Source organism: Mesorhizobium sp. M0208, assembly GCF_040322015.1.
Classification (GTDB): domain Bacteria; phylum Pseudomonadota; class Alphaproteobacteria; order Rhizobiales; family Rhizobiaceae; genus Mesorhizobium.
Genome location: NZ_JAMYSP010000017.1, coordinates 89,238 through 103,271, shown reverse-complemented (window position 1 = coordinate 103,271; position 14,034 = coordinate 89,238). Strand labels below are relative to the sequence as shown.

General features: G+C 61.2%; 14 protein-coding genes. 7 read left to right on the top strand and 7 right to left on the bottom strand.

What is annotated here, in order from left to right; genetic code table 11:
• The 3 genes from nadE to NKJ17_RS18585 all read right to left on the bottom strand — a co-directional run bounded on the left by nadE (nt 1) and on the right by NKJ17_RS18585 (nt 4,228).
• The gene (nadE, locus tag NKJ17_RS18595) at nt 1-984 is read right to left on the bottom strand and encodes an NAD(+) synthase (RefSeq protein ID WP_352507250.1); all 984 of its coding nucleotides are present in this window, start codon (nt 982-984) and stop codon (nt 1-3) included.
• Entirely contained in the window at nt 981-3,719 is a 2,739-nt protein-coding gene (locus NKJ17_RS18590; protein WP_352689627.1) for an AMP-binding protein, read from the bottom strand. Before NKJ17_RS18590 ends, nadE begins: the two co-directional genes overlap by 4 nt.
• 260 nt (nt 3,720-3,979) lie before the next feature.
• The gene (locus NKJ17_RS18585; protein ID WP_352507228.1) at nt 3,980-4,228 is read right to left on the bottom strand and encodes a hypothetical protein; all 249 of its coding nucleotides are present in this window, start codon (nt 4,226-4,228) and stop codon (nt 3,980-3,982) included.
• A gap of 305 nt (nt 4,229-4,533) precedes the next feature.
• On the opposite strand from NKJ17_RS18585, the gene NKJ17_RS18580 reads away from it, so the two are divergent.
• The 7 genes from NKJ17_RS18580 to NKJ17_RS18550 all read left to right on the top strand — a co-directional run bounded on the left by NKJ17_RS18580 (nt 4,534) and on the right by NKJ17_RS18550 (nt 9,914).
• Nucleotides 4,534-4,755 (top strand): hypothetical protein, encoded by a 222-nt coding sequence (locus NKJ17_RS18580; protein WP_352507227.1) that lies wholly within the window; start codon nt 4,534-4,536, stop codon nt 4,753-4,755.
• Between the two features lie 195 nt (nt 4,756-4,950).
• Complete coding sequence (locus NKJ17_RS34070) at nt 4,951-5,031, top strand: hypothetical protein (RefSeq protein WP_502895561.1); 81 nt, start codon at nt 4,951-4,953, stop codon at nt 5,029-5,031.
• A 312-nt stretch (nt 5,032-5,343) separates the two neighbouring features.
• Nucleotides 5,344-6,552 carry an ABC transporter substrate-binding protein gene (locus NKJ17_RS18570; RefSeq protein WP_352507226.1) on the top strand — a complete coding sequence of 403 codons (1,209 nt, stop codon included), beginning with the start codon at nt 5,344-5,346 and terminating at the stop codon, nt 6,550-6,552.
• A gap of 11 nt (nt 6,553-6,563) precedes the next feature.
• On the top strand, nt 6,564-7,337 hold the full coding sequence (locus NKJ17_RS18565) for an ABC transporter ATP-binding protein (protein WP_352507225.1): 774 nt from the start codon (nt 6,564-6,566) through the stop codon (nt 7,335-7,337).
• A complete protein-coding gene (locus NKJ17_RS18560) occupies nt 7,330-8,040 on the top strand; it encodes an ABC transporter ATP-binding protein (RefSeq protein WP_352507224.1) in 711 nt (236 codons plus the stop codon). Before NKJ17_RS18565 ends, NKJ17_RS18560 begins: the two co-directional genes overlap by 8 nt.
• A 7-nt stretch (nt 8,041-8,047) precedes the next feature.
• The gene (locus tag NKJ17_RS18555; protein ID WP_352507223.1) at nt 8,048-8,935 is read left to right on the top strand and encodes a branched-chain amino acid ABC transporter permease; all 888 of its coding nucleotides are present in this window, start codon (nt 8,048-8,050) and stop codon (nt 8,933-8,935) included.
• A gap of 1 nt (nt 8,936) precedes the next feature.
• Nucleotides 8,937-9,914 (top strand): branched-chain amino acid ABC transporter permease, encoded by a 978-nt coding sequence (locus tag NKJ17_RS18550; RefSeq protein ID WP_352507222.1) that lies wholly within the window; start codon nt 8,937-8,939, stop codon nt 9,912-9,914.
• Nucleotides 9,915-9,933: 19 nt separating this feature from the next.
• Here NKJ17_RS18550 and NKJ17_RS18545 read toward each other — a convergent pair whose 3' ends face one another.
• Genes NKJ17_RS18545 through NKJ17_RS18530 form a run of 4 tightly spaced genes read right to left on the bottom strand, consistent with a single transcriptional unit; the run spans nt 9,934 to nt 13,963 of the window.
• Complete coding sequence (locus NKJ17_RS18545) at nt 9,934-11,109, bottom strand: ABC transporter ATP-binding protein (RefSeq protein WP_352689626.1); 1,176 nt, start codon at nt 11,107-11,109, stop codon at nt 9,934-9,936.
• The gene (locus NKJ17_RS18540; protein ID WP_254819524.1) at nt 11,102-12,244 is read right to left on the bottom strand and encodes an extracellular solute-binding protein; all 1,143 of its coding nucleotides are present in this window, start codon (nt 12,242-12,244) and stop codon (nt 11,102-11,104) included. The genes NKJ17_RS18545 and NKJ17_RS18540 overlap by 8 nt, the downstream gene beginning before the upstream one ends.
• 22 nt (nt 12,245-12,266) lie before the next feature.
• A complete protein-coding gene (locus tag NKJ17_RS18535) occupies nt 12,267-13,088 on the bottom strand; it encodes an ABC transporter permease (protein ID WP_352507220.1) in 822 nt (273 codons plus the stop codon).
• On the bottom strand, nt 13,085-13,963 hold the full coding sequence (locus NKJ17_RS18530; RefSeq protein WP_254819522.1) for an ABC transporter permease: 879 nt from the start codon (nt 13,961-13,963) through the stop codon (nt 13,085-13,087). The genes NKJ17_RS18535 and NKJ17_RS18530 overlap by 4 nt, the downstream gene beginning before the upstream one ends.
• Nucleotides 13,964-14,034: the final 71 nt, after the last annotated feature.

The window sequence follows — 14,034 nt, the reverse complement described above, 5'->3', positions numbered from 1 at the left end:
CTAGCCCTCGCCCATTGAAGAGGACACCAACGGCCGCGCGTGAAGATAACGTGCGGCGCGCCGCTTGCTGTCGATATCCTTGAAAACCTTCTGGACCTGCGCCTCGGTGAGGCCGGTTGCCTCAGCGATCTCTTCGCTGGCTATCCCGTGGTTCAAGCCGTAGAGGCACAGATCCATCAAATAATAAGGCAGCGCGAAGTAGAACTCCTCCTGACTCTGCGGCATCGAGAAGGTGTCCGTGGTGGGCGGTCTTCGCCGGACCTCTTCCTCCACCCCAAGATATTCCGCCAATTGATAGACCTGGGTCTTGTAGAGGTGGACGATTGGCATCAGGTCGGCAATTCCGTCGCCTTGCTTGACGAAGAAGCCCTGGTCGTACTCCAGGCGGTTCGGCGTGCCCGCTACCGCGTAGTTGAGGCGGTCGGCATGGTAGTATTCGGTCATCTTCCGCAGGCGCTGCTTGTAATTGGTTGCCGCGACGATCTGCAGATAGGCTGCCGACGGCAGACGCACCGTGTCGGTCCTGCCCTCGGGGTCCTGAACCGTGAGGCGCGTGATGTTGAGACCGTTGCTCTCGAGAACCGAGGCGAGCACCAGCTTGCATTTCCAGCCGTCCCCATATTCGGGAACGACAGTCTTGATTGCTTCGATCTGCCGTCTATAGGCGCCGATCGCTTCCAGGGCCGGCGTTATATCCTCCAGGACCGTATCGATAGCAAGCTGCGCGGCGACGGTGCGGCCGAGCCTTAGCGAGTCGCCGGAGGAATGGCGCTCCGGCATGAATATCCCGAGGACCTTGTCTTTTCCAAAGGCGCGAGCACACAACGCCGCGACGACTGAGCTGTCGATGCCGCCTGAGAGGCCGACAACCACCCCTCGACGTCGCAGCGTGCCAAAGACCTGCTGGCGCAAGATCTGGACGATACGATCGACTTCCGCGCCAGCCTCGAGCACCAGCGCGTCCTTGCCGAATGTTGAGATCAGGTCGATGGCTTGTACTCCAGTTTGCGAGACTCGGTTGGCGAATAGGTTTGCGCCACCGCTTTCTCGATAAGGGGACGGTTGGTGGCGAGGTGAGGCTCTATGACCAGGTCGATATGGGTGCCGACGATCGGAATCACGTCCAGATGGGCGAAAACGCGATCCCAGCCGATGGCCAGAGTCATTCCGGGTCGAGCACAGCGAAACAGGGTGCCGGTGATCGGCAGCGCCGGCTTCGGCTCTGTCAGCCATTGGAAGAAGGCCCGTGCCCGCAAAACCTCCTGCAGTTCCAGTTTGGTTCTAAAGCTCGTCGCATTGAATTGTCCCTGAGCGTAGCGATCGAGAAACCGGACCAGTTGCGCCTCTCGCCCCATTTTCACGGCGACTTTCGCGAGGGCGCGGCAAGCCATCCGGTAAGCGGATACGCGGTTGGTCCGGATTCGATTAAATGTGCGCGTAAACGTCTCCAAGTAGGCGCTTCGCTCGCCGACGAGGCTGGTGTCGAGTATGCCGACAAACTTTATGGTTCGCCCCGCGGCCAGCAGCCGCGCCGCCACTTCGAAAGCAACAGCGCCGCCGAGCGAATGGCCAAGAAGTCGTATGTTACCCGAAGGTTGAGTGCGGCGGATCTGCTCGACGGCGGCATCGGCCATGTCGGCGAGGCTGTTTTGCCCGCGCAGTATCAGAGCCAGGGCCGGATACCTGATCGGGGCAACGCGGGTGACCTTGCCCATCGCTGCTGCAAAGGCAGCAAGGCTCGGGCCATAGCCGACCGACCCCGGGAACAGAAAAAGAATGGGAGGATCGTGCTTCTCGGCGCGCGCGCTTTGGTCGCCTGCCTGTGCAGATACGACCGCCTTGACCATTTCGTCCAGGCTCATTCCGACGGTGAAGGCCTCAAGACCGAGTTCCTGCCCGATAGCGCTTTCGATTTCCATGACGCAGTGCAGCAGCTTCAGTGAATCTCCTCCGGCGTCGTCCCAGCGCCCTGCCGCCACCCGCGTATTAAGAATGCTGGTCCATGCCCGCTGGACGACCTGCTGCGCCGTCAGCTTGCCTCGCGGCTCGAGCGGACGCTCGATCGCTGCCGTCTCTCTGGCTGAAAGATCCATGTCTGCAAGTGTCGTGATGTCGACTTTGCCGCTCGGCAGACGCGGCATCTCGGCGATCGTGTGCAACCGCAGGGGACGCAGCGGCGGCGGCAGATTGGACCTGACAAGCTGGCGAAGCTCGTCTGAAAAGGCCGCTTCGGCCGAGCGCCGAGGAACAACAAAGGCGACAAGCTCATTCGCCGCAGCCACGATTGCCACAGCATCCGCAACAGAGGGTGCGCAACGCAGCACCCGTTCGAGCTCGGCTGGCTCGACGCGTCGACCATTGATCTTTACCTGGCGCCCCTTGCGACCGACGATGTGCAGTAGGCCTTGGTCATCAAGTCTAACGAGGTCACCCGTCGCGAAAATCCGAAGGCTTGGATCGTCCGGGTCTGATGTTGTCGGCACAACAGCCCCGTCCTCCCAATGGCCAAGCAAGACATAGGGGCTCCTGATCAGAAGCTCTCCGCTGCGGCCTGGTTGAACGCGGCGGCCCGTTTTGTCGACAATTGCAAAGGTGATGCCAGGCAGTAGCCAGCCAACTGGAACCGAATCTCCATGCTCCGGCCAGTCTCGCGGCAGGAACCATTGCGAGCCCGTGGTCTCGGTTGACGAGTAACCGATCTGGATGAGGCACGTATCGGAGACGGCCTTGCGCAGCAGGGCGATGTCGCTCCACGGCACCTTCTCGCCACCGATCCGGGCGACTCTGAGTGAATGAAATGCTTCCGCAGGTCCGTCTGCCATAAGCGCGCGAAGCAGTGCCGGCACCAGATAGGTGATTGTCACGCCCGCGGATCGCACCAGACGTTGCACGGCGCGCAAGCCGACCGCTTCGACTTCGACCAGATGCAAGGTGGCGCCGGTGAGAAGAGCCGCAAGAATCTCCCGGCACCCGGCGATTGTGGCGGGTCCGGTCAATGGCAGGAAAACATCATCCGAGTTGATGTGGCATGCATCGACATATTGCTGGACCCGGCACAGCAAGCTGCGCTGGCTGTTAACGATGCCTTTGGGCCGGCCCGTGCTTCCTGATGTATAAAGCACGATGGCGGGCGCATCGACCGAGGCGGAATAAGACTGAGGCACTTGCCCACCCTGCGAGGCCGCACTGGTCGACACATCGATCCAACTGACCCGGTGAGGCAAACGTTCGGGTCGGACATTGCCCTCGCCCAGAATAGCTGAGAGTCGCGCCCCGGCCACGATTTCAAGAATCCGCGAGCCAGGATCTCGTGCGTTGAGCGGCACCGAAGGGCGCCCAGCCGCCATGCTGGCCAGCATGGCGATGGGATACCAGGCTGAGTTGGCCTGAAGAATCCCTATCGCCTGTCCATCTGGGACGGCCGCCGCGATCTGGTAGGACAGCGTCTCGACTGACCGGAGAAGCTGGGAATAGGTCAGACGATTGGCGCCGTCGCTGATTGCAAGCTTGTCGGGGTACTGGCGGACGATATTTCTCAGGTGCTCGAAGGCCGCAATGTTGGCAAAATCGGCGCCCAATCTTTGAAATGGGCGCAGTACGGGACCACCCTGATCCAGTGGGTATTGTGGGACACTTGACCAATTATCGGAGGTCGTTGTCTGACAATCCACCGCTAGATCCTGATCCGCGACTTCTGATCCCAAATATGCCGAAGACATGAGTTGCCTACGCTAAGATTAGGGTCACTTATCGCCCCCCGCCCCGATCTTTTCATCGATCATTCTGATGATGCCCTTCGCCTGTTTCGCAAGCCGCGGGCCGAGCCAATCATGCCGAGCTCGCTGGCTGCCGTGGTGCGCATGACACGGCGAGCACTGGCGTTTGTGCCAAGTTGGCAACACCTGTTGGACACATGCCAAGGCGGGATCGAAGACCAAGGCGGGTTGAAGACGGAATTGCCGCTACGCAGGCATATTGCCTATTCTGTGGTTCTCCCGGGCGATACAGGCGATGCTTCGGTGTCGGAATAGCTGCCGGAGACGAAACAATATGCATAGATCTGTCCCCGATTTTCGTCGGTCACACGAATCCAATCCTTTTCCCACGTTCGGAAGGTAATACGCCCGCCCGTCATCATAGCTGCGGCTCTGAACGGACTCGGCGCGTTGACAACGCGCACCGATATAACATCGTCGCCGTCCATACGCTCGACGAGATACGTCTGCATGAAAGCTCCCCATGCCCCGCTAGATCACCCGCACTTTAACGACGGCTAATCAATTCGGTTGCAACGTGTTTTGCGAAACTTGGAGGCGATGGTTTCCATACCCACCGGCGCCGGGGGTCCCTCCCACTCCGTATCCGTCAGATTTTTCAGCGACGGGAAGCCAGTACAGGTGAAGGCAGGCTGATTCCGGCCATGCCGGCCTTCATGACCACTGCGCCGTGTCGACGATCCGTTGGAGCAGAAGGCCTGGTGCTGCAACGTCAATCGTATTTGGCCAGGAAGCGCCCGACGGCGGCGAGGCCGTCGTGCTTTTCCTCGACATGCGGCATGTGGCTGGAATTCGGGAAGACCAGGCCTTCGACGTAGGGGATAAGATCCAGAAAGGGCTGGACGCAGGCCTCGGTCGCTTCGTTGTAGAAGCCGCGGAAAACCAGGTCGGCGCCTCGATCCGATGCAGGCGGTCGACGATGGTCCAGTCCCGCATCGTGCCGATGACGTGGAACTCATTGGGACCATTTATGGTGTGATAGACGGTCGGATCTTCCTCGATTGCCGCGAATGTCCGGGAGACCATTACACCGCGGTGCTGCGTTCCGCCGTGCCGATACCCGGCATCGACCGGGCGCGGCGTGGCCGGCTGGTGCTCAAGGGTGACCTGCCCAGCCCGATGAACCCACCCCTCGGGGTGCCGGTTCCACACCCGTTGCCCAGCTGCCACCCCGATCTGCCGCAGCGAGCGCCCGCTTCTCCAAAGCATCGGCGAGGGCCGCCTGGTCGCCTGCCATCATCCAGCCGACGGTTGACGAGGGGAATTCTCGTTCAACGATATCCGGACCGTCAGCCGTAATTGTTGCTTCGGCGAGAATAAAGGCCGATCTGGACGCCGCACGATCCGGCGCTATGTTGCGCTTCGGCGGCCGGGTATCGCGGATGCCTAATACTAAAGTAACTGTTCTCGCGTTGCCGAGCGATGTTACGATTTGAAGGACGGTGGCCGTACAGCGCTGCGTGATTTTGCGCTGGAGAGGATGGAATATGGGAGGCCGCTCTTCGTGCCGCAGCAGGCAGCCGCCGACATGTTGCTCGGTTGTCGACCATAAGGGAGGAAGTCACCAATGAAGCTATCGTACCTGGTCTCGGCCGCGCTTCTTGCAGCGACTGCGATGCCTGCTGCAGCCGCCGAGATTTCCGATGGCAAGGTCAAGATCGGCATTCTCAACGACCAGTCGGGCGTCTATGCCGATTTCGGCGGCAAGTGGTCGGTCGAGGCCGCCAAGATGGCGGTCGAGGATTTCGGCGGCAAGGTGCAAGGTGCGCCGGTCGAGATCGTCAGCGCCGACCACCAGAACAAGCCGGACATCGCCTCCAACATTGCGCGGCAGTGGTATGACACCGAACAGGTCGATTCCATCATGGAACTCACCACCTCCTCGGTGGCACTCGCCGTCCAGGGGATTTCCAAGGAAAAGAAGAAAATTGATATCGTCACCGGCGCCGCGACCACCGAGCTAACTGGTAAACAGTGCTCGCCCTATGGCTTCCACTGGGCCTACGACACGCATTCGCAGGCAGTGGGGACCGGTGGCGCTCTCGTCCAGCAAGGCGGCGACAGCTGGTTCTTCGTCACCGTCGATTATGCATTCGGATATTCGCTCAAGGAGCAGACCGCAAAGTTCGTCGAGAGCCATGGCGGGAAGGTGGTTGGCGAGGTGCGTTACCCGCTCGGCTCGACCGACTATTCATCCTTCCTGCTGCAGGCGCAATCGTCGGGCGCCAAGGTCATCGGCCTGGCGAATGCCGGCCTCGACACCTCCAACTCGATCAAGCAAGCGGCCGAATTCGGTATCGTGCAGGGCGGTCAGCGCCTTGCAGCGCTTCTCTTCACGCTGGCCGAGGTGCATGGGCTCGGTCTCGAGGCGGCGCAAGGCGTGGTGCTGACCGAAGGCTTCTACTGGGATCGCGACGACAAGAGCCGCGAGTTCGCCCAGCGGTTCTTCAAGCGCACCAACCGCATGCCGAATATGATCCAGGCCGCCACCTATTCAGCCGTGACACAGTATTTGAAGGCGATCGACAAAGCCGGCACCGATGGAACCGAGGCGGTCGCCAAGGAATTGCATTCGATGCCGGTGAACGACGTCTTTACGGCGAACGGCAAAGTGCAGCCCGACGGCAACATGGTTCACGACATGTATCTTTATCAGGTCAAGTCGCCGAGTGAGAGCACCAAGGAGTGGGACTATTACAAACCCCTCGCCACGATCCCCGGTAACGAGGCGTTCCTGAGCGCCAAAGAGAGCGGCTGTCCCACGGCCGGCGAGTGATTGGCGGACCGATGGCGCCGCCTGAACCGGATCGGCCGCAGGTAGTGCTTTCCGCCCGCGGTTTGCGGCGCGACTTCGCCGGCTTCGTTGCTGTCAGGAATGTCGATCTCGACGTCTACCACGGCAATATCCACGCGCTGATCGGACCCAACGGCGCCGGCAAGACCACCGTGTTCAACCTGCTCACCAAGTTCCTGCCGCCGACCAGCGGCAGGATCGAACTGCTCGGCCACGACATCACCCGCACCTCGCCGGCCAAAGTCGCGCGGATGGGCCTGGTGCGCTCGTTCCAGATATCGGCAGTGTTTCCGCATCTCAGCGTGCTCGACAATGTGCGCGTTGCATTGCAGCGACCGGGCGGGCTCAGCGTTCAGTTCTGGCGCTCGCTATCGGCGCTCGATAGATTGACGCCGCGCGCCGAGGAGCTTTTGCGGTCTGTCGGTCTCGACGATGCCAAGAACAGGCCCGCCGCCGATCTCTCCTATGGCAGGAAACGTGTGCTCGAGATCGCCACGACGCTGGCGCTCGAGCCGAAAGTGCTGCTGCTCGACGAGCCGATGGCCGGCATGGGGCATGAGGACGTGCGTACGGTTTCCGACATCATCCGCTCGGTTGCCAGGGATCGCGCCGTGCTGATGGTCGAGCACAATCTGACAGTGGTGGCCGATCTTTGCGACTGGATAACCGTCATGCAGCGCGGCGAAATCCTTGCCGCCGGCGACTACCCCACGGTCAGCCGCGACGAGCGGGTGAGGGTCGCCTATATGGGCACCGCCGATGACTGACGCCGCGCCGCTTCTTGCAGTCCGCGACCTCAACGCCTGGTATGGCGAGAGCCATGCGCTGCACGGCGTCGATCTGGAGGTCTTTCCAGGTGAAACTGTGACGTTGCTGGGCCGCAACGGCGTCGGCAAGACCACGACATTGCGCGCCATCATCGGGCTAATCCGCCAGCGGACCGGCCAGATTTTTTTCGACGGCAAGGATCTGATGCGCCTGCCATTGCACCGGACTGCGCAGCAAGGCATCGGCCTGGTGCCGGAGGAACGCGGCATCTTCGCGACGCTGACCGTGGACGAGAATCTGGTGCTGCCCCCGATCGTCGCCGAAGGCGGCATGAGCGTGGAGGAAATATTCGATCTTTTCCCCAATCTGAAGGAGCGCCGTAACAGCCCCGGCACCAGGCTCTCGGGCGGCGAGCAGCAGATGCTGGCGATTGCGCGCATGCTCAGAACCGGCGTGAAAATGCTGCTTCTCGATGAGCCGACCGAGGGCCTGGCTCCGGTCATCGTGCAGCGCATCGGCGATCTGCTGGCGACGATGAAAAAGCGCGGTATGACGATCCTGCTGGTCGAGCAGAATTTCCGCTTTGCCAGCCGCGTCACCGACCGTTTCTACCTGATGGAGCACGGCAAGGTCGTGGCGGCCTTTCCGGTCGGCGAACTGCCGGATCGCATGACGCTGCTGCATGAAGTGCTGGGTGTATGATGGCGCCATGACGATGATCTTCGGAATACCCGTTCAGGCATTCCTCGGCCAATTGCTGGTCGGCCTCATCAACGGCTCGTTCTACGCAATGCTGAGCCTGGGCCTTGCTGTCATATTCGGCCTGTTGCGCGTCATCAATTTCGCTCACGGCGCGCTCTATATGCTCGGCGCCTTCATCGGCTACCTGCTTCTCACCCGGTTCGGTATCGGCTACTGGCCGGCTTTGATCCTGTCGCCGCTGATCGTCGGCGGCTTCGGCATCGTGGTCGAGCGCCTGGCGCTGTCGAGGCTTTACGACATCGACCCGCTCTACGGGCTGCTTTTCACCTTTGGCCTCGCGCTCGTGCTCGAAGGGGTATTCCGTTACTACTATGGCGTATCGGGAAGTCCTTATTCCGTGCCGCCGCTGCTGTCCGGCGGCACCAATCTCGGCTTCATGTTCCTGCCCAATTATCGCGGCTGGGTGGTGGTAGCCTCGATGATCGTCTGTTTCGGCACTTGGGCGCTGATCGAGAAGACCAGGCTGGGCTCCTATCTGCGCGCGGCAACGGAGAACCCCGGCCTGGTGCAGGCTTTCGGCGTCAACGTGCCGTTGCTGCTGACCCTTACCTACGGCCTCGGCGCCGCTCTTGCCGGGCTTGCGGGGGTTCTCGCCGCGCCGATCTATCAGGTGAGCCCGCTGATGGGATCTGACCTCATCATCGTCGTTTTCGCCGTTGTCGTGGTCGGCGGCATGGGATCGATCCTCGGGGCGATCGTCACCGGTTACATGCTTGGCCTCGCCGAAGGCTTGACCAAGGTTTTCTATCCCGAAGCCTCCAATCTGGTGGTCTTCGTCATCATGGCGATCGTGCTTCTGGTCCGGCCAGCCGGCCTGTTCGGAAGGGATGCCTGAGATGGCCGAACTGACCCTTCGCGAGACGCGTGCCAAGAATTCCGCACGGCTTGAATGGGCGCTGGTCGGGCTCGGCATCCTGGCGCTGCTGGTGGCGCCTTTCTTCGTCTATCCGATCTTCCTGATGAAGATGCTGTGCTTTGCGCTGTTTGCCTGCGCGTTCAACCTTCTGCTCGGCTACACCGGCCTGTTGTCCTTCGGCCATGCGACGTTCTTCGGCGGGGCGGCCTATTTCACCGCATACGCGGTCAAGGTCTTGGGCTGGCCGCCGGAAGCCGGCATCCTGCTCGGCGTCCTGGGTGCCGCGCTGCTCGGCCTTGTGATGGGCTTCTTTGCCATCCGCCGGCAAGGCATCTATTTCGCCATGATCACGCTGGCGCTGTCGCAGATGTTCTTCTTCTTCTGCGTGCAGGCACCGTTCACCGGAGGTGAGGACGGCATCCAGGGCGTGCCGCGTGGTAGGCTGCTTGGAATGCTCGACCTGAACGTCTCGATCAACATCTATTATTTCGTGCTGGCAGTCTTCCTCATCGGCGTGTTCGCCATCTGGCGCATCATCAACTCGCCTTTCGGCATGATCCTGCGTTCCATCCGGGAAAACGAGAGCCGGGCCATTTCGCTGGGCTATTCCGTCGCCAACTACAAGCTGGCGGCTTTCGTCATGTCGGCGACATTGGCCGGGCTGGCCGGCGCGCTCAAGGCGATCGTTTTTCAGTTTGCCACGCTCACCGACGTCACCTGGCAGATGTCGGGCGAGGTGATCCTGATGACGCTCCTCGGCGGCATCGGCACCATGGTCGGGCCGATCATCGGGGCCAGTCTGGTCGTCGGCCTGGAAAACACGCTCGCCACCTCGAGTTTTCCGGTGACCATCGCCACCGGCCTGACCTTCATGGTCTGCGTGCTGGTTTTCCGGCGCGGTATTGTCGGTGAGGTCTATGCGCGGTTTCTCGGGCCAAAGGGTAACGGGAAAGACTGAACGGCTCAGTTCCGCCTCGCTACGCGATGCGTAAGCCTTGCGCGTCGAGAAGCACGCAGCCCAGAGGATCGAAGCAGACATCGACCATTTCGCCTTCACGCAGCGGCTGGCCGTCGATCAGCGTGTTGGCGCGCACCAGCGTGCCGGCGCCGATGTCGATCTCGTAGACCGCATTGCCGCCCAGATAGGAGGTCGAGACTATCCGTCCCGCCAGCCTGTTGGCAGCACCGACGGTACCGACGGTAAGCTTCTGCGGGCGAACGACGACGGTGACCGCGCTGCCGGTCGCGAGCGCCTTCGGCACGGCCGCCTTTACGACATGGCCGCTGGCCAGCGCGATCGTCGCCATCTTGCCGTCCATCACAGTCACGCTGCCGGGCAGCATGTTGGCCTTGCCAAGGAAATTGGCGACGAATGCGGTGGCCGGCTGGTCATAGACCTGCGCGGGGGAGCCGATCTGCTCGATCAGGCCGGCATTCATGACGACGATGTGGTCGGACATCGACAAAGCTTCTTCCTGGTCGTGCGTCACGAAGATAGCGGTGATGCCCGTCTCCCTCTGGATTTTCTTGATCTCGACGCGCATGTCCTCGCGCATGTTGGCGTCGAGTGCCGACAGAGGCTCGTCCAGCAGCAGCACTTCCGGCTCGAAGACGATGGCGCGGGCCAGTGCGATGCGTTGCTGCTGGCCGCCAGAGAGCTGTGATGGCAGCTTTGTCTCACTGCCGGGCAGCCGCACCATGTCCAGCGCCTTCTTGACCCGGCGCACGATTTCCGGTTTCGGCACGTTTCGATATTTCAGGCCGAATGCGACGTTGTCGAAGACGTTCTTGTGCGGAAAGAGCGCGTAGTTTTGGAACACCAGACCAATGTTGCGCTTGTAGATCGGGATGTCGTCGACCCGTTTTCCGCCGATCGAGATCTGGCCGCTGGAGATGTCGACCAGGCCCGCGATCGATCGCAGGATCGTCGTCTTGCCGCAGCCGGACGGCCCGAGCAAGGTGACGAAACTACCCTTGCGGATCGCCAGTGAAAAATCGCGCACAGCGGCGAACTTGCCGTAAAAAATATCGATGTCGCGAAACTCGACCGCAGGCTTTCCTGTCGGCTGTCTCTCACCTTGGGCGAGCGGGTCGCCAGCGGCCCCGGCCGAAGCCGGCCGGGGCTGCTGGTCGTGGCTGTTGTCGTCATGCACCTTTCGACACCCTGTCCCATTGCTTGGTCCAGGCGTCTTCGTTCTTCGCCCAGTAGAGCGGATCGGCGAAGGTCAGCGACTTCATCGATCCGGTCGGATCGAAGGCCGGAAGTGCCGCGATCTTGTCGGTCAGCTTCACCTTGGTCGGGTCAAGCGATGGCGGATAGTTCTGGCCCTCGGCGACGGCGATCGACGTTGCCGGATCCAGCATGAAGTTGATCAGTTCCTCGCATTCGGCCATGGGCGAACCCTTGAGCACCAGCATGTCCTCCATCCACGCGTATGAGCCGGCAGGGTCGAGATAGCCGATTGGCTGGCCCTGCTGCTGCAGGGCGGCGACACGTCCTGACCAGGCGTCGGTGACGACGATCTCGTTTCGCGACAGGAGGTCCATCAGTTCCGCGCCGGAACTCCAGAACTTCTTGGCCAGGTCGCGGGTCTCGCGAACCTTGGCCCAGATGGCATCCATGTCCTGGATGTTGTTGGGGTCCTGTTTCGTCTGCAGCGCCGCATACCAGACGCGCGTCGTCATATCGGCGTAGCCGCCGATCTTGCCGGCATATTTCTTGTCGGTAAGCAGGTTGGCGCCCTTTTCCTTGGCTTCCTCCGGCGAGATGACCTTGTTGTTGTAGGCGATGCCGGTGGTGCCGTAATCATAGGGCACAGCCGACAGCTTTGGCGTGATCTTGCGGAACGGCTCGATCATGGCGGTCAGCACATTTGCCATGTTCGGGATGTTCGCCTCGTTGATCTCCGAATTGAAACCGCCATTGACGTATTTGATGTAGTAGTTGACGCCGGAAGAATGGACGATCTGGAAGTCGCCCGGCTTCGACGTCTTGATCTTGGTGATGATCTCGTTCTCGTCGCCAAAGGTGCCCTGGACGACCTTGACCTTGGACTTGGCGGTGTAAGGCTGGAACGCGTACTTATCGATCGCTTCCTGCACCACGCCGCCCCATCCGTCGAAGCGCACTTCCGAAACCGCGGCCAGCGCCCGTCCCATCCAGGGCATGGAAAGCCCGGTGGCGGCGGCAGCGGCGGCCGTCAGCGTCAGGAATGATCGCCGGCTGATGTCGCCATCGGCATAGCGCTCATTCAGCCGTTCCAGTCGTTTGGTGGTTGTCACTTTCATTTCCGTTCTCCCATTTTCATTTTCACTTGCCTGCCTTGAACCAGGTGAGGCTTTGCAGGATGAGCCCGCCAGCCAAGGGAATGCCGACCGTCAAAAGGATCATGACGGTTCCGAGCGCGTTCACCTCGGGGCTGATCGAGATCTTCAGCATCGAAAGGATTTGCGTCGGCATGGTCTCGACGCCCGCCGGCCGCCAGAACAGGCTGGCCGAAGTGTTGTCGAACGAAATGGTGAAAGCGAGCAGGACGCTGGCAAGCACTGCGGGAATGAGCAGCGGCAGCGTAATCTCGCGGAATGTCGACACACGCGGCGCCCCGAGCGACAGCGCCGCCTCCTCATAGGAACGCTTTATGCCGACCATGCGCGCCTGGACGATCAGCACCACGTAGGGGAGCGTGAGCAGAATGTGGCCGAGCACCAGCAGCGTCATGCTGCGCGGCTGGTCGACGGCTTTGATCATGACCAGCAGGCCGACGCCGAGTATCGTTTCGGGGACCAGCGCGGGAAGAATGACAAGCGTGTTGATCACCTGCTTGCCACGAAACTCGAAGCGCACCAGCGCTAATGCCGCCATGATGCCGAGCAGTGTCGTCACCGTTGCCGTTACCAGGGCAATCCACATCGATGTCCGGAAGGCGTCGAGAACCGGCTCGTTGGTGAGCAGCTTCTCATACCACCGCAGGCTGAAGCCGGTGAGGGGAAAGCCGCCGAACATCGAGGCGTTGAAGGAAAGCACGACCGTGGCGAGGATCGGCGCAAACATGAAGATGTAGACGCACACCGTGATCGCGCCGGTCAGCCGCCAGGCCCATCTGCCTTCGCGATCGGGATGATCCGCTCTCATGCGCTGAGGCCCTTCATGATCTGCGACAGGCCCATATAGCGGCTGTAGGCGGCCGCGGCGGCGCCGAGCAGGACGAACAGGACGATGGAAAGCGTTGCCCCCATCGGCCAATTGAGCTGCCCCATAATGGTATCGTAAATCAGGTTGCCGAACAGCGCATCGCGGCTACCGCCGAGCAACTGCGGCGTCACATAGGAACCGGCCGCCAGCACGAAGCAGAGCAGCAGCCCAGCGCCCAGCCCCGGCATCGATAGTGGCAAGGTCACTTCGCGGAACGCCTGCGCGCTGGTACAGCCCATCGAGCGCGCGGCGGCGATCAGCGTGCGGTCGATGCTTTCCAGGCTGACATAGACGTTCAGGATCATGTAGGGCAGCAGAAAATGCAACAGCCCCATGATGACGGCGCCCTCGGTGTAGAGCATCGGCAACGGCTCGTTGATGACGCCCAGCCTGATGAGCGCCACGTTGATCAGCCCCTGTTCGCCGAGGATGTGGATCCACGAGAACGTCCGGATGGTGAAGCTGATCCAGAACGGCACGATGAGCAGCAGCAACAGCAGCCATTTGTGCCTGAAGGTCGTGGCCCAGATGAAATAGGCGGGGAAATAGCCAAGGATCGCGCAGATCACCGCGGTGATGGCGCCGACGCGAACGGTCTTCCAAAGAAAGCCGTGATAGTAGCTGTCGGTGAGGAATTCCTTCCAGTTATCGAAGGTCAGCACCGCCGACTCAACTCCGGCGGTGACGAAGGTGAAAAACGTGTAGACCGTCATCATCGCGATCGGCAGCAGCAGAAGCAGGGTAAGCAGTATAAGCACAGGCGCGACGAGGACCCAGGCCAGTCGCTGATCGTATAATTTCCACCCTTTGGTCACGACCCGTCCACACCAATTTATGTGCAAGCCGCCATCACCGGGGCTCGGCTCGGGACTAGATTGGGCGATCG